Source organism: Bradyrhizobium algeriense, from assembly GCF_003062295.1.
GTDB classification, from domain to species: Bacteria; Pseudomonadota; Alphaproteobacteria; order Rhizobiales; family Xanthobacteraceae; genus Bradyrhizobium; species Bradyrhizobium algeriense.
Window position 1 is genome coordinate 13,326 of sequence record NZ_PYCN01000012.1, and the last position, 17,902, is coordinate 31,227.

At 63.3% G+C, this 17,902-nt stretch carries 23 protein-coding genes; 11 read left to right on the top strand and 12 right to left on the bottom strand.

Annotated features, from left to right (window positions below):
• Nucleotides 1-48 precede the first annotated feature (48 nt).
• From C7G61_RS22370 to C7G61_RS22380, 3 genes are all read right to left on the bottom strand, one after another.
• On the bottom strand, nucleotides 49-702 hold the full coding sequence (locus C7G61_RS22370; protein WP_190241922.1) for a DsbA family protein: 654 nt from the start codon (nucleotides 700-702) through the stop codon (nucleotides 49-51).
• Nucleotides 703-818: 116 nt separating this feature from the next.
• A complete protein-coding gene (locus C7G61_RS22375) occupies nucleotides 819-1,298 on the bottom strand; it encodes a DUF721 domain-containing protein (RefSeq protein WP_108518448.1) in 480 nt (159 codons plus the stop codon).
• Between the two features lie 31 nt (nucleotides 1,299-1,329).
• Complete coding sequence (locus C7G61_RS22380; protein ID WP_108518450.1) at nucleotides 1,330-1,617, bottom strand: HigA family addiction module antitoxin; 288 nt, start codon at nucleotides 1,615-1,617, stop codon at nucleotides 1,330-1,332.
• Nucleotides 1,618-1,785: 168 nt separating this feature from the next.
• Here C7G61_RS22380 and C7G61_RS22385 point away from each other — a divergent pair, with 168 nt between their 5' ends.
• On the top strand, nucleotides 1,786-2,901 hold the full coding sequence (locus tag C7G61_RS22385; RefSeq protein ID WP_108518813.1) for an A/G-specific adenine glycosylase: 1,116 nt from the start codon (nucleotides 1,786-1,788) through the stop codon (nucleotides 2,899-2,901).
• 38 nt (nucleotides 2,902-2,939) lie between these two features.
• Here the strand turns inward: C7G61_RS22385 and C7G61_RS22390 are convergent, their stop codons facing one another.
• Complete coding sequence (locus C7G61_RS22390; RefSeq protein ID WP_108518815.1) at nucleotides 2,940-3,209, bottom strand: DUF2798 domain-containing protein; 270 nt, start codon at nucleotides 3,207-3,209, stop codon at nucleotides 2,940-2,942.
• A gap of 278 nt (nucleotides 3,210-3,487) precedes the next feature.
• Between C7G61_RS22390 and C7G61_RS22395 the strand changes: the two genes are divergently transcribed.
• Entirely contained in the window at nucleotides 3,488-3,943 is a 456-nt protein-coding gene (locus C7G61_RS22395; protein ID WP_108518452.1) for a PaaI family thioesterase, read from the top strand.
• Here C7G61_RS22395 and C7G61_RS22400 read toward each other — a convergent pair.
• Nucleotides 3,912-5,198, bottom strand: coding sequence for a flavin-dependent oxidoreductase (locus tag C7G61_RS22400; protein WP_108518454.1), 1,287 nt, complete (start codon nucleotides 5,196-5,198; stop codon nucleotides 3,912-3,914). The genes C7G61_RS22395 and C7G61_RS22400 overlap by 32 nt on opposite strands.
• 97 nt (nucleotides 5,199-5,295) lie before the next feature.
• A complete protein-coding gene (locus tag C7G61_RS22405; protein ID WP_108518456.1) occupies nucleotides 5,296-5,670 on the bottom strand; it encodes a nuclear transport factor 2 family protein in 375 nt (124 codons plus the stop codon).
• A gap of 323 nt (nucleotides 5,671-5,993) precedes the next feature.
• On the opposite strand from C7G61_RS22405, the gene C7G61_RS22410 reads away from it, so the two are divergent.
• The 3 genes from C7G61_RS22410 to C7G61_RS22420 all read left to right on the top strand — a co-directional run bounded on the left by C7G61_RS22410 (nucleotide 5,994) and on the right by C7G61_RS22420 (nucleotide 7,887).
• The gene (locus C7G61_RS22410) at nucleotides 5,994-6,644 is read left to right on the top strand and encodes an MmyB family transcriptional regulator (RefSeq protein WP_244608417.1); all 651 of its coding nucleotides are present in this window, start codon (nucleotides 5,994-5,996) and stop codon (nucleotides 6,642-6,644) included.
• A gap of 19 nt (nucleotides 6,645-6,663) precedes the next feature.
• Nucleotides 6,664-7,140 (top strand): nuclear transport factor 2 family protein, encoded by a 477-nt coding sequence (locus tag C7G61_RS22415; protein WP_190241923.1) that lies wholly within the window; start codon nucleotides 6,664-6,666, stop codon nucleotides 7,138-7,140.
• A 129-nt stretch (nucleotides 7,141-7,269) separates the two neighbouring features.
• On the top strand, nucleotides 7,270-7,887 hold the full coding sequence (locus tag C7G61_RS22420; RefSeq protein ID WP_108518463.1) for a glutathione S-transferase family protein: 618 nt from the start codon (nucleotides 7,270-7,272) through the stop codon (nucleotides 7,885-7,887).
• A 17-nt stretch (nucleotides 7,888-7,904) separates the two neighbouring features.
• Here the strand turns inward: C7G61_RS22420 and C7G61_RS22425 are convergent, their stop codons facing one another.
• Complete coding sequence (locus tag C7G61_RS22425; protein ID WP_108518818.1) at nucleotides 7,905-8,825, bottom strand: LysR family transcriptional regulator; 921 nt, start codon at nucleotides 8,823-8,825, stop codon at nucleotides 7,905-7,907.
• An 88-nt stretch (nucleotides 8,826-8,913) separates the two neighbouring features.
• Here C7G61_RS22425 and C7G61_RS22430 point away from each other — a divergent pair, with 88 nt between their 5' ends.
• Complete coding sequence (locus C7G61_RS22430; protein WP_108518466.1) at nucleotides 8,914-9,345, top strand: nuclear transport factor 2 family protein; 432 nt, start codon at nucleotides 8,914-8,916, stop codon at nucleotides 9,343-9,345.
• A 97-nt stretch (nucleotides 9,346-9,442) separates the two neighbouring features.
• Nucleotides 9,443-9,574, top strand: coding sequence for a DUF1127 domain-containing protein (locus C7G61_RS47495; protein WP_420836787.1), 132 nt, complete (start codon nucleotides 9,443-9,445; stop codon nucleotides 9,572-9,574).
• Nucleotides 9,575-9,627: 53 nt separating this feature from the next.
• Here C7G61_RS47495 and C7G61_RS22440 read toward each other — a convergent pair whose 3' ends face one another.
• The 3 genes from C7G61_RS22440 to C7G61_RS22450 all read right to left on the bottom strand — a co-directional run bounded on the left by C7G61_RS22440 (nucleotide 9,628) and on the right by C7G61_RS22450 (nucleotide 12,207).
• On the bottom strand, nucleotides 9,628-10,314 hold the full coding sequence (locus tag C7G61_RS22440) for a glutathione S-transferase family protein (protein WP_108518470.1): 687 nt from the start codon (nucleotides 10,312-10,314) through the stop codon (nucleotides 9,628-9,630).
• Nucleotides 10,315-10,497: 183 nt separating this feature from the next.
• Nucleotides 10,498-10,794, bottom strand: coding sequence for a hypothetical protein (locus C7G61_RS22445; RefSeq protein ID WP_244608418.1), 297 nt, complete (start codon nucleotides 10,792-10,794; stop codon nucleotides 10,498-10,500).
• Between the two features lie 279 nt (nucleotides 10,795-11,073).
• Nucleotides 11,074-12,207: a site-specific DNA-methyltransferase gene (locus C7G61_RS22450; protein ID WP_108518475.1), complete on the bottom strand. Its 1,134-nt coding sequence runs from the start codon at nucleotides 12,205-12,207 to the stop codon at nucleotides 11,074-11,076.
• A gap of 279 nt (nucleotides 12,208-12,486) precedes the next feature.
• On the opposite strand from C7G61_RS22450, the gene ypfJ reads away from it, so the two are divergent.
• Together ypfJ and moaB are read left to right on the top strand one after the other, a co-directional pair.
• Entirely contained in the window at nucleotides 12,487-13,425 is a 939-nt protein-coding gene (gene ypfJ, locus C7G61_RS22455) for a KPN_02809 family neutral zinc metallopeptidase (RefSeq protein ID WP_108518478.1), read from the top strand.
• Nucleotides 13,426-13,552: 127 nt separating this feature from the next.
• Nucleotides 13,553-14,116, top strand: a complete 564-nt coding sequence (moaB, locus tag C7G61_RS22460; protein WP_108518481.1) for a molybdenum cofactor biosynthesis protein B — start codon at nucleotides 13,553-13,555, stop codon at nucleotides 14,114-14,116.
• 147 nt (nucleotides 14,117-14,263) lie between these two features.
• On the opposite strand, the gene C7G61_RS22465 is transcribed toward moaB, so the two are convergent.
• Nucleotides 14,264-15,193 (bottom strand): bifunctional helix-turn-helix transcriptional regulator/GNAT family N-acetyltransferase, encoded by a 930-nt coding sequence (locus C7G61_RS22465; protein WP_108518484.1) that lies wholly within the window; start codon nucleotides 15,191-15,193, stop codon nucleotides 14,264-14,266.
• 153 nt (nucleotides 15,194-15,346) lie between these two features.
• A complete protein-coding gene (locus tag C7G61_RS22470; RefSeq protein WP_108518487.1) occupies nucleotides 15,347-15,919 on the bottom strand; it encodes a glycosyltransferase family protein in 573 nt (190 codons plus the stop codon).
• A gap of 189 nt (nucleotides 15,920-16,108) precedes the next feature.
• Between C7G61_RS22470 and C7G61_RS22475 the strand changes: the two genes are divergently transcribed.
• Both C7G61_RS22475 and C7G61_RS22480 read left to right on the top strand, forming a co-directional pair.
• A complete protein-coding gene (locus tag C7G61_RS22475; protein ID WP_108518490.1) occupies nucleotides 16,109-17,269 on the top strand; it encodes a PA0069 family radical SAM protein in 1,161 nt (386 codons plus the stop codon).
• Between the two features lie 151 nt (nucleotides 17,270-17,420).
• Entirely contained in the window at nucleotides 17,421-17,870 is a 450-nt protein-coding gene (locus C7G61_RS22480; protein ID WP_108518492.1) for a VOC family protein, read from the top strand.
• Nucleotides 17,871-17,902 lie beyond the last annotated feature (32 nt).

The window sequence follows — 17,902 nt, forward strand, 5'->3', positions numbered from 1 at the left end:
CCAGCCTTTTGCTGGACTTATGGCCGGATATGAATCCGGCGGCGCGAATCAGCTCTTCAACAGCGAATTGATGCGCTTCGAGAATTCCTCGAAGCTCTGCTCGCCCTTGAGCATCTCGCCGTTGATGAAGAAGGTCGGCGTCGACTGCACCTTCAGCACCTCGGCGGCAAACTTCTGGTCGGCCGCGATCTTGTCGAGCAGCGCCTGATCCTTCAGGCAGTCCTCGACCTGCGTCTGGGTGAGGCCGGCCTGCTTGCCGATCCGGCTCAGCGTCTCCGTGGTGTTCTTCACCATCCAGTCGTTCTGCTGCCTGAACAGCAGATCGATCACGGCAAAAAATTTCGGCGCGTCGTCCTTGGCGATGCAGCGTGCCAGCATCGATCCCGCGGCGGCCTTGATGTCGAGCGGGAATTCGCGGAACACGAAGCGGATCTTGCCGCTATCGATGAATTCCGACTTGATCTTCGGAAACACCTTTTCGGTGAACGCCGCGCAATGCGGGCAGGTCATCGAGGCGTATTCGGTGATGGTGACGGTAGCATTGGCCGGTCCAAGCGCCATGTCCGGCAGGGATTGCGGCTTTGCGACGTCGGCGCCCTGCGCCATCGCGCCCGTGATCAGCCGCAGCGGCGAGAAGCCGGCGAGGGCGGTCAGCCCGGTCAACGACAGGGCGGCGGTGAAGGCGCGGCGCGTGATCATCAAAGTCTGCTCCCGAATGGCGCGTTCACGCCCGAAAGAAGTACGAAAAGAAGCCTTCGCTAGCTTGAAACGCCAGTTGTGGCAATGGCGCGTTGCAGGGGCGGCGCTGCGCCCAGGGCTCAATTTCGCTTGATCGCAGCGCCGAGCCGCGCCAGTGCGGCACGCAGTTCCTCGTCCTCCACCGCGGACAGGGTTTCTGCGACTTTTGCCACCGCTTTCGGGTCCGGCGCGCGAGAGGGCGCGGGGCGATTGCGGCGCGACAGCGGCGCCTGCCGCAGCGCCAGCCGCCCGACCGCGCTCCAGCCGAAGAAGCGGTTGACCCGTTGCAGGATGACGTCGGACGAATGCTGGATCTCCAGCGCCATCGGGCCTTCGACCCGCAATATCAGCGTGGCCGGTTCCTGCGGCTGCCCTTCCACCGGCCGCGGCCATTGCATCTTCAGCGGCTCGGAATGGGCGGCGATCTGAGGTCCCGCGATCTCGGCCCAGCGCGTCACCAGTTCCCGCGCGGCAAATCCCTGCTTGGCGTAGGCATCAGAAAACACGTCGCTGAGCAGGACGGAAAGCGGTTTTGCCGAGATCGGGCCGGGTTTGGACATGGGTGTCTTATAACCGGGGCGGCGACCTGGGTCACGCCGCGCGTGGCCGTATCGCTTTCAGATCGCGGTCGATCTCGCGCCGCCGCTGCATCAGATCGTAGTCCATCTGCAGGCCCAGGAAGAATCCTTCGGAAAGACCGAAATAGCGCGCGAGCCGAAGGTCGGTATCCGCGGTAATGTCTCGCTTGCCCAGCACAATTTCGTTGATGCGGCGCGGCGCCACGTGAACGGCACGCGCCAGCCCGTTTTGGCTGAGCCCCATCGGCTTAAGGAATTCCTCAAGCAGAATTTCGCCGGGATGCGGGTTGGGTTTTGCCATGTGGGATTGTATCACGTTGCAGATTTCGATGGGAATAGCGGTACGTCATGGCCGGGCCTGTCCCGGCCATCCACGTCCTGAGCCAAAGCATCGAAGAAAGACGTGGATGCCCGCGACAAGCGCGGGCATGACGTGGAGAGGTCGCCATCCAACGACTACACTGCCTTCATGAATCCTGCCGTGGCATCTAAACCGAAACGACGAGGAAGTGACACGGCCAGTCGCCCCGCGCTGCTGCTCGACTGGTACGACCGTCATCGCCGCCGCTTGCCGTGGCGGCCGCCGGCGGGCGAACGTCCTGATCCGTATCGGGTCTGGCTGTCCGAAATCATGCTGCAGCAGACCGGCGTCAAAACGGTCGGGCCGTATTTCGAGAAGTTTCTGGCGCGCTGGCCAGATGTCGCCTCGCTCGGCCGCGCCTCGCAGGACGACGTGCTGCGGATGTGGGCAGGGCTCGGCTACTATTCGCGCGCGCGCAATCTGCACGCCTGCGCGGTCGCGGTGCTGCGCGACCATGGCGGGGTGTTTCCGGATACCGAGGAAGGCCTGCGCAAATTGCCGGGGATCGGGCCCTACACGGCGGCGGCGATCGGCGCGATCGCCTTCGACATCAGGACCATGCCGGTCGACGGCAATATCGAGCGCGTGGTGTCGCGGCTGTTTGCGGTGGAAGAACCGCTGCCGCAGGCGAAGCCACTTATTCAGCAATTGGCGGCGACGCTGCTGGGTCCATCCCGCGCCGGCGACGAGAAGTCCCGCGCCGGCGATAGCGCGCAGGCGCTGATGGATCTGGGCTCCTCGATCTGCACGCCGAAGAAGCCGGCCTGCGCGCTGTGTCCGTTGAACGAGGATTGTGTGGCCCGCACGCGCGGCGATCAGGAGACGTTCCCGCGCAAGGCGCCGAAGAAGACGGGAACTCTGCGCCGCGGAGCCGCCTTCATCGTCACGTGCGGCGACGAACTTCTGGTTCGAACGCGGGCTGAAAAGGGCCTGCTAGGCGGCATGACCGAAGTACCGGGCTCGGAATGGCTGGCTGGACAGGACGACAAGGCGGCGCTGAAGCAGGCACCTGCGCTGAAAGGTGTTGAACGCTGGCATCGCAAGGCCGGCGTCGTCACCCACGTGTTCACGCATTTCCCGCTCGAGCTTGTGATCTACACCGCCGACGTCACCGCGTGCACGCGGGCGCCCGAGGACATGCGCTGGGTGCCGATCGCAACGCTCGCTGGCGAGGCGCTTCCCAATGTGATGCGCAAGGCGATCGCACACGGGCTGGGGGAATGAGGCGCGCCCACCTCGCGGCGGCGCGCGCCTGTATCGGGTTAGTTTGACCGCGGAGTCTCGACGGCGAACGCCACGATCTTTCGCACCAGCGGCAGCACCGCGAGCAAGGTCGGAAACGCCACCAGCCACGATATCGCCCATGCAGCGGGCCAAGTCGCAACGAAAGCAGGCGTTGGACCGAGACTCCTCAGGGTCGAGATCGCGGATACAACGAAAGTCATCAGCACTGACAGCACCAGCGGCATGACGATCGCCGCGTAGCGCGCTGGCAATTTTCCGCGCGGGCGCGGAGCATGAAACCTGGTCATGATATCACTCTTTGGAATTTGGTCGGTCGATCGCGAGCGGCGCATGACGCATTCCTCCGGGGTCGAACCGACCGGTTGAATGCGTTGCCTGACGTGAGACGCTTACGGTGCGCATAGGCGCAGCAGCCGTTTCCTATCGAAGGTGCAGGGCTGGCGCCAGCCCTCTCATCTGGAAGCTGTCAAAATCGGCAGCCGGCGGCCGGTGAGCAACGCCCGCAGCTTGCTGACACCATGCTGGCAGCAGGCCTGCCGTAGGAAGGGGCCTCACGGAGGTTTCCATGATCCGCACCGCTCTCGACAATATCCCCACGCCGCCGTCTTCCAGACTGCTCGGCTGGCACGTGCTCGACGCGCGGCCGAAGGACGGCTGGATCCGGATCGGCTTCGACGGCAAACGGGATTTCTGCAACCCGGCCGGCTTCGTGCAGGGCGGCATTCTCTCGGCGATGCTCGACGACACCATGGGGCCGGCCGTTTTCGTCATGACCGAAGGAAAACTCTACACGGCGACCATCACCATGACCGTGAATTATCTCGCGCCGGCCAAACCCGGGCCGATCACGGGCGAGGCCAAAGTCACCCAGCTCGGCAAGACCGTTGCCTTTGTGGAGGGGCGGCTGACGGCCGTGGATGGCACGCTGCTGGCGACAGCCACGACCAGCGCGCGGCTGGTCGAGACCGCGAAGGCCATCGCTTCCTTTGTCAGCTCGCAGCCCGCGGCGTTGCCTGCGTGATCTGGACGATCGGCGGCTTGGCGTTGAGGCCTTCGACCTGGAAGCCGGCGACGCGCTTGTAGTTGGCGGCGATGTCTTCCAGCTCCGGCAGCGAGAGCACGTCGGTGACGACGTCGTAGCCGTCGGGCGCGCGCTCTTCGATCATCTGCATGACCTGCTCGGGACCGTTGCGGCGGTTGAGCATCACGAGATCGGTGGTCGCCGGGCGGCGCTCGGCTTCATATGCGACCAACGCGGCGTTGGTCGCGCCATGCGCCAGGATTTCGCGGGTGATGACGCGGGCGTCCAAAATCGCCTGCGACGCGCCGTTGGAGCCGATCGGGTACATCGGATGCGCGGCATCGCCCATCAGCGTGACACGGCCGAACGTCCATTGCGCAACGGGATCGCGATCGACGAGGGGGTATTCATAGGCGTGCGGGCACCTCTCGATCAGGCCGGGCACATCGAGCCAGTCGAATTTCCAGTCCTTGAACCAGGGCAGAAACTCTTCGAGCCGGGCGGTCCGGTTATAGTCCTCGCGCCGCCACTGATAGGTCGGCGGCATATGCCGCTCGGCCACCCAGTTGATTTTGAACTTGTCCGCGCTGTCTGCCTGTTTCGAAATCGGATAGCAGACGAATTTCAGGATCTCGTGGCCGGCCATGATCATGGTGCGGCCGGACAGGAAGGCGTCGCTTTCGGTGATGCCGCGCCACAGGATACGCCCGTTCCAGATCGGCGGGCCTTCGCCGGGATAGAGCTTTTCGCGAACCGCCGAATGGATGCCGTCGGCTGCGATCAGCAGCGCGCCCTCGTGAGCGCCTTTCGATTTGCCGGTCGCCTTGTCGATGAATTCGGCGCGCACGCCATTCTCCGTCTCGCTCCAGCCAGTGAGGTGATGGCTGGTCAGGATGTTCTCCGGCCCCAGCCGCTCGATCGCGGCATCGAGCAGGATCTGCTGCAGCGTGCCGCGATGGATCGAGAATTGCGGCCATTTGTAACCGGCCTCGATGCCGCGCGGCTCGCTCCAGATCGGCTTGCCGTGCTTGGAGAAATACGCGAGCTCCCTGGTGCGGACAGCGTGCGCATCGAGCCTGTCGTGCAGGCCGAGCTCGATCAATTCGCGTACCGCATGGGGCAGCACGTTGATGCCGACGCCGAGGGGTTTCAGCTCGGACACGCTTTCGAAAACTTTGGCGGGAACGCCGATCTGGTGCAGGCTGAGTGCCAGCGTCAGCCCGCCGATGCCGCCGCCCGCGATGAGAACAGTCATGTTACGCCCCTCTTACTGCCTGGGCGTCATGGCATGAGAGGCGGCAAGGGGGCAACTGCGAAGGTAGGCGGCGGATAGGCTCACGGCGGCAGACGATTCAACCGAGCGGTGGCGGAGCACCGAAGAAGCCGACGATTTTGACCAGCCGGCCGTCGGGACCGACCTCGCCAAAATCGATCGACGTGTCGCCGCTGGTTCCATCCGCGCGCACCAGGCGCCAGAGGAAGCGGACCACATGGTGGTGCACATCGATGCCGCTCATGAACTCGAGCCGTGCGCCGGGCCGGCTGGCCAGCACCTCGCCGATCTTCGTCGCCAGCGCGTCACGCCCGGCCAGCGAGACGTTCGGATCGAGATAGATGCCGTTGTCGCTCCAGCATTGCTCGAGCAAGGCGTGTCGGGCCGCATCGTCCGGCTCGTTCCATGCCGCCATATATTGTGTCACGATCTTCGTGATCGCATCGTCTTCCATGAGCGCTCCTGTCCTTCCCTGTATTCCCTGCACGATCGAGGCGGGCAACTCATCGCGCGTTTCGCCGTGAACTCTTGCAAGGAATCGTCGGACAGTCACTTACATCCGAGGTAATTGCCCTTCCGACGTGATGGTCTAGATTGCCGCACATGAGCGCGCCAAACCAGAATTCGCAGGACGTCGCGAACGGGCATTTCAGCAGCCTGCTGAAGCACTGGAGAAACGTGCGCCGCCTTACCCAGATCGAACCGGCGGTTGATGCAAATGTCTCGGCCAAACATCTGTGTTTTCTGGAAACCGGCCGCTCTCAACCGAGCCGCGAGATGGTGCAGTTGCTCGGCAGTGCGCTCGATCTGCCGCTCGAGGAGAGGAACGCGCTGCATGTCGCGGCGGGCTTCGTGCCGCCCTACGGCGACAAGGGGCTGGCCGCCGATAATCTGCAGCCGGTGCAGCAAGCGCTGGATTTCATCCTGCGTCAGCAGGAGCCGTACCCGGCGATTGTCATCGACGGCCGCTGGGACGTCCGCATGCGCAACCAGGGATCGGCGCGCCTGCTGAAACCCTTTCGCGATTCATACGAGATGGCGGCCGGGCTCGCCGACAACGCCATGCACGTCGTCTTCCATCCGAAGGGGCTGCGGCAGTTCATCGTGAACTGGGATGAGTTCGCCGGCCAGCTGATCCAGATCCTTCATCGCGACGTCGCGCAAGGCAGCCGGGCTGCGGCGCAGCTGCTCGGCGAAATCATGGCCTATCCCGGGCTGTCGGCCGAATGGAGGCTTCCGCGACAAGCGTCGGCATCCGCTCCGGTCATGACGATGCACCTTGCCAAGGGTGACTTTCACCTCGCCTTCTTCTCCACCTTTACGACGCTGGCGATGCCGATGGATGCGGCGCTGCAACAGATCAAGATCGAGTGTTTTTTCCCGGCGGACGACGCGACCGCCGAGAAGGCGCGACAACTGGCACTCTAACAAAACTCAGGAGATGGAAATGCAACATGCTCTGCGTAATCAATCGGCTGAGACGATGAACGAATTGCGTGCGTTGAACGCCCGCTTCATCCATAATTTCGTGACCAACGACGTGGCTTCGCACGACGCCATTCTGCATCCCGGCTTCATCAACATCTTGCCCACGGGCCAGCGGTGGGATCGCGCGACATATCTGAAATACTGGGCTACGGCCTTCGATCCTGATGTCATCGTCTACTGGGACGTCCGCGATGAACTCATTACCGTCATCGGCGACGTTGCGCTGGTGCGCTCCACCAACAAATGCACGCGCCGCCGCGATGGCAATGAAGTCACCGGCATGACCACCTATACCGACACCTACCTGTTCGAGAACGGTGCGTGGAAGTGCATCCAGGCCCAGATCACGGCGGTCGCGCCTGAGCATTATCCCGCCGATGACACGATCGTCAGCGTCTATATCAAGGGAAAGCTCCAGCACCGCGCGGCGGCGTGAATGCGCCGGCTGCGGGCAAGCCGGCCGGCATGCCCTGGCTTGCGTGTAGCGCAGGGGCGCTTCAACGCGCCGGGGATGGACGGCGGACAGGCGCGCGGTTAACCTCCGGCTTCCCCCGTGAGGATCACCATGTTCAAGCTCTATACCGCCCCCGGCACCTGCGCGCTGGCTTCGCATATCGCTCTGGAGGAGGCCGGCGCCTCCTATGCGGCGGAGCGGCTCGACTTCAAGAACGGCCAGCAGACTACCCCGCAATATCTTGCGATCAATCCAAAGGGGCGGGTGCCGGCGCTGGTGACCGACCGTGGCACCCTGACCGAAACGCCGGCGATCCTCGCCTACATTGCGCAAAGCTTTCCGCAGGCCAAGCTGATGCCGGACGACCCGTTCGCCTTCGCGCAGGCGCAGTCCTTCAACAGCTATCTCTGCGCGACGGTGCACGTCAATCATGCGCACAAGGGGCGCGGCTATCGCTGGGCGGTCGAGGAATCCTCGTTCGCCGACATGAAGCGCAAGGTGCCGGAAACCATGGCCGCGGCGTTCGCGCTGATCGAGCGCGACATGCTGAAGGGACCGTGGGTAATGGGCGAGCAGTACACGGTGTGCGACCCCTATCTGTTTACGATCGCCGGTTGGTTGGAGGGCGATGGTGTCGATCTCGCGGCGCTGCCGAAGGTGGCCGCTCACCGCAAGCGGATGTCGGAGCGGCCGGCCGTGCAGAAGGTGCTGGCGGACGTGAAAGCCTGAACGCGCAGGGTGGCACCCTACGCAACCTTTTTCCCGCGCTCCATTTCGCGACCGATGCCGAGCATGATGTTGCGCAGCCAGATCGAGCCCGGGTCCATCTGGGCGCGGGTCGGGTAGAACATGAACTGCTCGTCGATCCCGGGATCGAGCGGTGGCGAGACCGTTGTCAGCGATAGTTGCTTCGACAGCGCGGCGATCAGCCGGCGCGGCACGAAGGCGACGAGATCGGTGCGCGCGGCGACATGCAGCGCCTCGATATAGCCGGGCACGACCAGCGCGATCCGCCGCTCGATGCCCTTGGGGCGCAGCCAGATGTCGATCAGGTCCTCGCTCTGGCCGCGGATCACGACCGCGACGTGGCGCGCGTCGAGAAACACGTCCGGCCGCTTCAGCCGCGCGCCGACAGGGTGGCCCCGCCGCACCGCGAGCGCGTCGCTGTCGGTGTAGAGCCGTTGCCGGTGAAATCCGGTAAAGGCGTTGCCGATCGAGATCACCATGTCGATCGTGCGGGCGAACTCCGCGGTGAAGATCGCAGGTCCGCGCCACGGCACGACGTCGATCCGGACGTTCGGCGCTATCTTCGTGATCTTCGCCATCAGCGGCGGCATCAGAAGCTCGACCGCCAGATCCGGCATCATCAGGCGAAACTGGCGCTCGCTTCTGGCGGCGTCGAACTCATCGGCGATGAACAGGGAGCGCACCTGATCGAGCGCCTGCGCCAGGGGCGCGCGCAGCGCCTGTGCCCGCGGCGTCAGCTCCATCCGCGCTCCATTGCGAACCAAAAGGGGATCGCCGATCAGGTCGCGCAGCCGCTGCAACGCATGGCTGGCGGCCGGCTGCGACAGCCCGATCCGCATCGCGGCGCGGCTGACATTGGCTTCCCTGAGCAGCGCGTCGAGCGCGACCAGCAGGTTGAGGTCAAGCGAGCTCAAATTCATGGGGTGAATATATATCATACTCATTATCGATTGGAAGAATGGCATGCCGCGCGCGATGATCTGCAGCACAGATCAAAGGAGAGCCGCCATGAGCGCAGAAGCGAACAAGAAACTAGTGCAGCAGGTCTACACAGATTCCGCCAACCGGAGCGGCACCACCTTCGTCGATAACCTCGCCGAGGATGCCACCTGGATCGTGACCGGCCAGTATTCCTGGTCACATGAGTTCAGGGGCCGCGACGCTATCCAGAACGGCCTGATGGGCCATTTCCGCTCGTTCTTCGCCGTGCGGCCGCGCACGGTCGCGTTCAACTTCATCGCGGAGGGCGATTATGTCGTGGTCGAAGCCCGCGGCGATAACGTCACCAAGGCCGGGCTCCGCTACGACAATCAATATTGCATGGTCTGGCGCATCGAGGACGGCAAGATCAAGGAGATCAAGGAATATTGCGATTCAGCGCTGGTCGAGCGCGTGCTTGGGCCGTTTCCGGCAGAGCGAAAGCTCGCCGCCGTGGTTTAAGCGATTGAGCAGTGTTTGCGCGGAGAGCAGGCCGCATCGACGACCTGGCTCGCAAAAGTCCGGAACCTTTGCCGTCGCGGCAAGCGCGCTCGCGCTTGTGCGCATCTGGCGGAAGCGCAGCCGCACACGGCGTCAATTGGCGGCGATGAGCGGGCGCGAGTTGCAGGATATCGGCACGTGCTGGGCGGAAGTTGCCAATGAGGTGGCCAAGCCGTTCTGGCAAAGATGAAGACTGAAACGAAAACGGCGCCCTTGCGGGCGCCGTTTCTAATGATGCTGCGCTCAGGCCGCCTTCACCGACATATGCTTGAACATGTTGCTGCGGGCCTCGTCGTCCATCTCGGCCTTGAACTTGAAGCTGTCCTTCAGCGCGATCGCCTTTGCCGCCGCCGGACGGGCCGAAATCTCGTCGACCAGCCGCTTGACGTTGGGATATTTCGCGACTGCGTCGTCGCCGAGAACGAAGGGGAGCATGCGGGCCCAGCCCCAGACGTCCATGTCGACGATGGTGTAGGTGTCGCCGACCATGTAGCGGCGGTTTGCGAGGTGGTCGTTGAGAATACCGAAGTGCCGCTGCGCCTCGAACTGGTAGCGGTTATGGGCGTAGTCGATTTTTTCCGGCGCAAAATGCTTGAAGTGGACGGCCTGGCCGGAAAACGGGCCGACGCCGGTGGCGGCGAACATCAGCCATGACAGCAATTCGCCGCGGTTGGCCGGCGTGTTCGCAGGCAGAAACTTGCCGGTCTTTTCGGCGAGGTAGAGCAGGATGGCATTGCTGTCGAACACCTTGACGCCGTCGTCGTCGATCGCGGGCACCTTGGCGTTCGGATTGATGGCGAGATATTCCGGCTTGAACTGGTCACCCTTGCGGGTGTCGACGGCGACCGGCTCGTAGGCAAGACCGGCTTCCTCGAGGAAGAGGGCGACCTTGGTCGGGTTGGGCGATCCGTTGAAATAGAATTTGAGCATTTGGAATTCTCCCGCATTGCTTCTTGCCAGGACACTTGTTGCGACACGCGGCGGCATTGCCGCCTTGCGTCACGTCCATGCTCAAATTTTTGCGGGATGCGCAAGCGACGAGTTTGTTACCGGCCGGAGCCGGCGCTCTCGAGACGAGCGAAGCTCGCTCTGGAGACGAGCGAAGCTCGCTCTCTACGATAGCGCCAGACCGGCTATGCCGGCGACCGCAAGGCCGGCACCGGCAGCGATCATGAGGGATGCGAAACGTATTTCCGAACGCAGCGCGGTTCGTTGCCCCGTGCGCTCCGATCCTCGCGCATAGCCGTGCACAATGATCTGCTCACTGAAGGAGCCGCTGGCGTCAAGAATGTCGGTCAAGCCCGCACTGGCGACCAGGATGCCGAGGATGATCAGTCCGGCGGGGCCCATCAAACTCAACAGCAGTATTGGAAACAAGCCGATCAGGAAGATCGGCAGCAGCGGCAGCACAATGAACGACTCAGAGCCTCGCGTGCGCATGGCAGTAATCTCTTATGCAGAAATGAATGTATCACGTATCTCGTCAAACACATAGGAGCGAAAAGGCGCATCGCTACCCGCGTGCATGGCACGGCTGCTATGCTGGCGGACGGCGCCGGCTGCGCGGAGTATGGGCAAAGCCGAATTTCGCGCCATCGCCGGCCCGGCGGGCCATGCGCACGGTGCGGTGCTTTGGTGCGGCCGTGCCATGGGGCCTCTGGGCGTGGCGCGATGACGTGAAAATGAGGCTTACCCGGCCGCCATCCCGGAGCGGATTTCGGCGCGCAGCTCGTCGATCAGCTTCAGGCCGCTCTTGGTCTCGACATGCCAGAAGGTCCAGCCGTTGCAGGCGCCCGAGCCCTGCGCCACCGCGCCGATGCGGTGGATCGAGCCGACCTTGTCGCCGAGCATGATGGCGCCGTCGGCGCGAACCAGCGCGCCGTGACGCTTCTTGGAGTCGACCAGTTTGGTGCCGGGCGGAATCATGCCGCGCTCGATCAGTTCGGAGAAGGCCACGCGGGGGGCGTCGCGCGCGGTCATGAACGGCGCCAGCGTCGCGTCGGGCAGCGGTTCGACCGCCGCGATGCGCGCTTCGGCCGCTTTCGCATACGTCTTGTCGCGCTCGAAGCCGATGTAGCGGCGGCCGAGACGTTTTGCCACGGCGCCTGTGGTGCCGGTGCCGTTGAAGGGATCGATCACGAGGTCGCCGGGCTTCGACGACGACAGCAGCACGCGCGCCAAAAGGCCCTCGGGCTTCTGGGTTGGATGCACTTTCTTGCCGTCGGCGCCCTTGAGGCGTTCTTCGCCGGTGCAAAGCGGGATCAGCCAGTCGGAACGCGCCTGCACGTCCTCGTTGGCGGCCTTCAAGGCTTCGTAATTGAACGTATAGCCCTTGGCCTTCTCGTCGCGCGCCGCCCAGATCATGGTTTCATGGGCATTGGTGAAGCGGCGGCCGCGGAAATTCGGCATCGGATTGGTCTTGCGCCAGACGATGTCGTTGAGGACCCAGAAGCCGAGGTCCTGCATGATCGAGCCGACGCGGAAAATGTTGTGATAGGAGCCGATCACCCACAACGTCGCCGACGGCTTCATGACCCGGCGGCAGGCCAGCAGCCAGGCGCGGGTGAAATCGTCATAGGCGCCAAAGGATGAGAACTTGTCCCAGTCGTCGTTGACGGCATCGACATGGGATTCATCGGGGCGCTTGAGGTCGCCCTTCAGCTGCAGGTTATACGGCGGATCTGCGAACACCAGATCGACGGAACCCGCCGGAAGCTTCGACATCTCGGCGACGCAATCGCCGACGACGATGCGAGCGCTGGACTCAGACTCAAATTTAGTGCGGGGCGCCCTTGCAGACGCCCCGCGACGCGACACTACCATGACTCAATTACTCTGACTCAGGCGACGCTGTCGGCGACGCGGGACTAAACAACCGACTGGCGATACATTGACCCCGCAAAGTAAAAATCGACTTAACCAAGTCTGCTGCCGACAGAGAATGCGGAAGAGAGTCTGCCGATTACATTACCAGCAGAGATTGCGGCCGCTTGCGCACTAGGCAATTTTTGCCGGGCGGGCTATTGATTAATGGAATGGAAATTTTACGTGATTGCCGCGTTGGGTATTCGAGCAAACAGCCGGGGATGAGGAAACACCGCCATGCGTTACGATGATTTCCGCCGCAGCGACGACATTGAAGACCGTCGCGACGATAGCGGCGGCGGAATGGGTGGCGGTGGTGGCGGTTTTGGTCTGCCGATGGGCGGTGGCGGGCTCGGCATCGGCACCATTATCGTGCTCGGTCTGGTCGGCTATGCTTTCGGAATCGATCCGCGCATCCTGATCGGCGGCGCCGAAATCTTGACCGGCGGCAACCAGGCGCCGACCTACCAGACCGATCGCCGGTCGGGGCCGGCCAAGACCGGCGCGCCGAAAGACGAAGTCGGCAGCATGATCGCCGGCATTCTTGGCGAGATCGATGACCGCTGGAGCGAGATCTTCCAGTCCAGCGGACAGAATTACACGGGACCGCGCATCGTGCTGTTTCGCAACGCCACCAATGGCGGCCGCTGCGGCATGGCGCAGTCGGCGATGGGACCGTTCTACTGCCCGCCGGACAAGCAGATCTTCCTCGACACCGGTTTCTTCCGCGAAGTCGAGACGCGCTTTCGCGGCTGTTCGGGCAGCACCTGCAAATTCACGACAGCCTATATCATCGCCCATGAAGCGGGACATCACATCCAGAACCTGCTCGGCATCCTGCCGCGGGTGCAGCGGCTGCAGCAGCAGGCCGGCAGCAAGGCGGAAGCCAACGCGCTGCAGGTCAAGGTCGAACTGCAGGCGGATTGTCTTTCCGGCGTCTGGGTCAACCGCGAGGAAAAGAAACGTCCGGGGTTCGTCGAAGCCGGCGACATCGACGCGGCATTGAAAACAGCAACCGCGATCGGCGACGACACGCTGCAGCGACAGTCGACGGGCAGGGTGGTGCCGGACAGCTTCACCCACGGCTCCGCGGCACAGCGCAAGCAATGGTTCATGACCGGCTACCAGCAGGGCACGGTGCAGGCCTGCAACACGTTTGCCCAAGGCGCTTTGTAATTAAGGCGCTTTGTAATTTGAAGGCGCGTTATAGTTTCGCGTTGTAGTTTGAAGACGTGATGCCCGGCCTTTTCAACGCGAAGACGCGCTTCGCGCTTTAGGCCGGGCACGACGGGAAGAAGCGGTCATGTCCTCCATCGATGAATCAAAACAATTCGTGCCGCTCAACATCGCGGTGCTGACGGTCTCCGACACCCGCACGCTGGCCGATGACAAATCCGGCACCACGTTGACGGAGCGGCTGACGGCGGCGGGTCATCGGCTTGCCGCGCGCGAGATCATCGTCGACGACATCGATGCGATCCGCGTCATCATCAAGCGATGGATCGCCGACGAGGGCGTCGATGCCATCATCACCACCGGCGGTACTGGATTTACCGGCCGCGACGTGACGCCGGAGGCGGTCGAGCCGCTGTTCGAGAAGCGGATGGATGGCTTTTCCATCGCCTTCCACATGCTGAGCCACGCCAAGATCGGCACCTCGACGGTGCAGAGCCGCGCCACTGCCGGCGTTGCGGGCGCGACCTTCATCTTCTGCCTGCCGGGATCGCCGGGCGCCTGCCGCGATGCGTGGGACGGCATCCTCGCCGCCCAACTCGATTACCGCACGCGTCCCTGCAATTTCGTCGAGATCATGCCGCGACTCGACGAGCACTTGCGGCGGCCTAAAGCACAAGGCGCGTCGGCCTGACGAAGATTCAGCGTGGCCTAACCAGCCACGACCAGATCGCATGCCACATGTTGCGATACCATTCTTCGCGCAACTCATGTGCACGCTTGATGTAAAAATCCAGGAGGTCCGGCGTGACGCGCCGCGGGATATCGCGACGCCCCGGCTTCACAGTTCGAGTTCCCAGGTTTCGCCGATCAGGTCCTGGCCGAAACTGCGGTGCGGCTCGGTGGCAACCAGCTTGAATCCGGCTTCCTGGTAGATCTTGCGGGCGGCGACGAGGATGCTCTGGGTCCACAGCGTGATCCGCCGATAGCCGCAGGCCTTCGCGAACGCGATGCATTCGGCGACCAGCCGATGGCCCAGACCCTGGCCACGCCCGGCCGGGTCGACCAGCAAGAGCCGCAGCTTGGCGATATCGTCGGTGTGCCGCACCAGAAATATCGAGCCGACCTGCGCTCCCTCGATATCAGCGATCCAGCAACGTTCCCGCGATGCGTCGAACGAGCTGAGGAACTTGGCCGCGATCTCGGCGACGAGCCCCTCGAACGAGGAATCCCAGCCGTATTCGCGGGCGTAGAGCGCGCCGTGGCTCTGCACCACCCATCCCATGTCGCCGGGACGCGGCTCGCGCAGCGTCGCCGGCTTTGGCGCTACACTGCCATCACCGAGCAGCCGCTCGATGTCGGTCATTGCCCCGATCAGGCGCTCCCTGCCGCCGCGTGTCAGCGCGGCAAGCATCGCTGCGACGTCGTCCTTTGTATTGCGCTCGAGTTTGGCGAACGCCTGACGGCCTTTGGCGGTCAATCCGAGCCGGTATTGCCGGCGGTCGGACGGCAGCGGTTCGCGGGTGATCAACCCGGTTTCATCGAAATTCTGCACGATGCGGCTGAGATAGCCGGCATCGAGGCCCAATTCGGCGCCAATCTCCTTGGCTGAGAGATCTTCGCGGTGGGCGAGCTCGTACAGCACCCGGGCTTCGCTCAGCGAGAACGGGCTTTTCACGACCTGCTGGTCCAGCACGCCGAGCCTGCGGGTGTAGAAGCGGTTGAAGGCGCGAACCGCCGCGACTTCCCGTTCGGAATCCGGTTGTGGCATGATACTCCCTCGATATTTGCCATTGTCAAATATATAGTTGCTTTTGGCAAGTATATATTTGACGGCAGGCATCGTGCGAGGCGCGCCAGCCCCGTTCTACTTTGCATGGGGTTGTTTTCGATATTTTGTGTCTGGGCCCTGCGGTGTACCGCTTCAGGCGACGACCATGATCCGGCTGCGCAACTGGGTGCGCGCCGAGCGGCCGAGCTGGCGCAGCAGCCGCGTCTCGGAACGGCGCGAATCCGGCCGGTGGCCGCCAAGCCGCTCATAATGATCGCGCGCGATCAGGAGGCCCTGTTCCGCCGACGGCCCGGTAATCATGCGGGCGACGAATTTGAAGCCGTCGCGCAGCCGCGTGTCGGCGTAGGGCGAGCGGGCATAGCGAAAGACCCCGGCGCGCGGCCGGTCGCTGCTCGATACGTTCTGGATGAACTGCGTGGTCTCGTCGATCCATCCGTTGTCGAGCACCGCGCCGGCGTGCAGGAACATCAGCCATGGCGAGCGCGCCGCCCGCGCACCGGCGGCCAGCGCCGCGGCGCGTGTTCCTTCAAACTTGAGAAAGCCGCAGCCGGCGACGTCGGCCACCCGCTCGATCACGCCGTTGCCGGCCCTGTCGACCAACAGGACCTCGCGGATGACGCCGGCTGCAGCTCCCGGCACAAGCGCCGCAAGCGTTGCGACGGCGGGCTGCTCGACCCCTTCGGTTGGAATGATCACGCTCAACATGAATGAGGCTTCGGTGGCTCATACGAGGAAAAACGCTGCACTGTTATCACCTTGTCATAATCAAAGCAGCCGCTTGCGTGCAGTTTTTTGCGGCACCTGGCGCCGCTGCCTTCTACGACGTTTGCGCTTCATGTGAATTGTTGTCGATGATGTTCTTGATTTGTTCTTTTGACGTGCTATGTTCGCTTCATGAGCCGAGCATCCTCTCATGCCCTCAAGCACCCGCCGGTCACGGCGCCCTCCGAGCCGGCGGGTGCGACACCTTTTCCTGAGCTTGCGGTCACCATCGAAGGCAAGCGACGGCGTGGCCGCGGCGCGCAGTCCAACGATAGCGGCCGGTTCGAGGCCGAGGCGCGGGTTGCCTTCGACGATGGCTGGCAGAGCCTGGACGAGCTGCCGCCGTTCAAGACGACGGTATCGCTCGATACCTCGCGCAAGGTCATCACCCGCAACGACTCGCCCGACATCGGGTTCGACCGTTCAATCAATCCGTATCGCGGCTGTGAGCATGGCTGTGTCTACTGCTTCGCGCGGCCGACCCACGCCTTTCTCGGGCTGTCGCCCGGGCTCGATTTCGAATCCAAGCTGCTGGCCAAGCCGGACGCGCCGGAACTGCTCGAGAAGGAACTGGCCGCCTCCGGTTACGAGCCGCGCATGATCGCGATCGGCACCAACACCGACCCGTATCAGCCGATTGAGCGCGAGCACAAGATCATGCGCGGCATTCTCGAAGTGCTCGATCGCGCCGGCCATCCCGTCGGCATCGTGACCAAATCGGCGCTGGTGACGCGCGACATCGATATTCTGCAGCGGATGGCGAAGCGCAATCTGGCCAAGGTCGCCATATCCGTGACCACGCTCGATCCCAAGCTCGCGCGCACCATGGAGCCGCGCGCCTCGACGCCGCCGAAGCGACTGGAGGCGCTGCGGCAATTGTCGCAGGCCGGCATTCCCGCGACCGTGATGGTCGCCCCCGTCATTCCTGCGCTGAACGATTCCGAGATCGAACGCATTCTCGATGCCGCAGCCCATGCCGGCGTCAAGGAAGCAAGCTACGTGCTGCTGCGGCTGCCGCTGGAAGTGCGCGACCTGTTTCGCGAATGGCTGATGGCGAACTATCCCGATCGTTACCGTCACGTCTTCACCCTGATCCGCGACATGCGCGGCGGGCGCGACTACGACTCGCAATGGGGAACGCGGATGAAGGGCACCGGCCCGATGGCCTGGATGATCGGGCGGCGGTTCGAAATCGCCTGCGAAAAGCTCGGCCTCAACAAGCGCCGCTCGAAGCTGACGACCGATCATTTCATCAAGCCGAAGCGAAGCGGACAGCAACTGAGTTTGTTCTAGAAGCCGTCATTCGGGCGCAAGCGACTTGTCCGCCGTAGCTCGAAGAGCGAAGGCGGAATGTCGCCACGGAACAATGGATTGTTTCGTCGCTTACGCTCCCTTGCGCAAACGCTTCGCGTTTGTCGCAGGCAATGACGGATAGGAGAGTAGCATGAGTACCAAAGCGCCAACCCCCCGGTTCACGGTAATCACGCTCGGCGTAACCGACATGCGCGCCAGTATCGCGTTTTACGAAGCGCTCGGCTTTGCCCGAAAAATGCAGGCAACCGGCGAGGCGGTCGCTTTCTTCGACACCGGCGGCACGCTGATCGCGCTATTCCCGTGGGATCAACTCGCCCGCGACGTCACGCTGCCGGATGAGCCGCGGCCGAAAACCTTTCGCGGAACGACACTCGCCTGGAATTGCAGCTCCGTCGAGGAGGTCGACACCGTGCTGGATTTCGCAATCTCCTGCGGTGCGTCGCTATTGAAGCCCGCGCACAAGACCGATTACGGCGGTTACTCCGGCTATTTCGGCGATCCCGACAACCATCCCTGGGAAGTCGTGGTCGCGCCCGGCATCGAGGTTGGCAACGACCGGCGGGTTCATCTGCCGGATTAGAACCCACGATGCGATGGCCGCGCCGCTTCTCT

What these genes read in the sequence shown, in the direction of transcription:
- C7G61_RS22375 (WP_108518448.1), bottom strand. Translation starts at nt 1,298, where the DNA reads ATGTCCAAACCCGGCCCGATCTCGGCAAAACCGCTTTCCGTCCTGCTC.
- C7G61_RS22380 (WP_108518450.1), bottom strand. Translation starts at nt 1,617, where the DNA reads ATGGCAAAACCCAACCCGCATCCCGGCGAAATTCTGCTTGAGGAATTC.
- C7G61_RS22385 (WP_108518813.1), top strand. Translation starts at nt 1,786, where the DNA reads ATGAATCCTGCCGTGGCATCTAAACCGAAACGACGAGGAAGTGACACG.
- C7G61_RS22390 (WP_108518815.1), bottom strand. Translation starts at nt 3,209, where the DNA reads ATGACCAGGTTTCATGCTCCGCGCCCGCGCGGAAAATTGCCAGCGCGC.
- C7G61_RS22395 (WP_108518452.1), top strand. Translation starts at nt 3,488, where the DNA reads ATGATCCGCACCGCTCTCGACAATATCCCCACGCCGCCGTCTTCCAGA.
- C7G61_RS22400 (WP_108518454.1), bottom strand. Translation starts at nt 5,198, where the DNA reads ATGACTGTTCTCATCGCGGGCGGCGGCATCGGCGGGCTGACGCTGGCA.
- C7G61_RS22405 (WP_108518456.1), bottom strand. Translation starts at nt 5,670, where the DNA reads ATGGAAGACGATGCGATCACGAAGATCGTGACACAATATATGGCGGCA.
- C7G61_RS22410 (WP_244608417.1), top strand. Translation starts at nt 5,994, where the DNA reads ATGGTGCAGTTGCTCGGCAGTGCGCTCGATCTGCCGCTCGAGGAGAGG.
- C7G61_RS22415 (WP_190241923.1), top strand. Translation starts at nt 6,664, where the DNA reads ATGCAACATGCTCTGCGTAATCAATCGGCTGAGACGATGAACGAATTG.
- C7G61_RS22420 (WP_108518463.1), top strand. Translation starts at nt 7,270, where the DNA reads ATGTTCAAGCTCTATACCGCCCCCGGCACCTGCGCGCTGGCTTCGCAT.
- C7G61_RS22425 (WP_108518818.1), bottom strand. Translation starts at nt 8,825, where the DNA reads ATGAATTTGAGCTCGCTTGACCTCAACCTGCTGGTCGCGCTCGACGCG.
- C7G61_RS22430 (WP_108518466.1), top strand. Translation starts at nt 8,914, where the DNA reads ATGAGCGCAGAAGCGAACAAGAAACTAGTGCAGCAGGTCTACACAGAT.
- C7G61_RS22440 (WP_108518470.1), bottom strand. Translation starts at nt 10,314, where the DNA reads ATGCTCAAATTCTATTTCAACGGATCGCCCAACCCGACCAAGGTCGCC.
- C7G61_RS22450 (WP_108518475.1), bottom strand. Translation starts at nt 12,207, where the DNA reads ATGGTAGTGTCGCGTCGCGGGGCGTCTGCAAGGGCGCCCCGCACTAAA.
- ypfJ (WP_108518478.1), top strand. Translation starts at nt 12,487, where the DNA reads ATGCGTTACGATGATTTCCGCCGCAGCGACGACATTGAAGACCGTCGC.
- moaB (WP_108518481.1), top strand. Translation starts at nt 13,553, where the DNA reads ATGTCCTCCATCGATGAATCAAAACAATTCGTGCCGCTCAACATCGCG.
- C7G61_RS22465 (WP_108518484.1), bottom strand. Translation starts at nt 15,193, where the DNA reads ATGCCACAACCGGATTCCGAACGGGAAGTCGCGGCGGTTCGCGCCTTC.
- C7G61_RS22470 (WP_108518487.1), bottom strand. Translation starts at nt 15,919, where the DNA reads ATGTTGAGCGTGATCATTCCAACCGAAGGGGTCGAGCAGCCCGCCGTC.
- C7G61_RS22475 (WP_108518490.1), top strand. Translation starts at nt 16,109, where the DNA reads ATGAGCCGAGCATCCTCTCATGCCCTCAAGCACCCGCCGGTCACGGCG.
- C7G61_RS22480 (WP_108518492.1), top strand. Translation starts at nt 17,421, where the DNA reads ATGAGTACCAAAGCGCCAACCCCCCGGTTCACGGTAATCACGCTCGGC.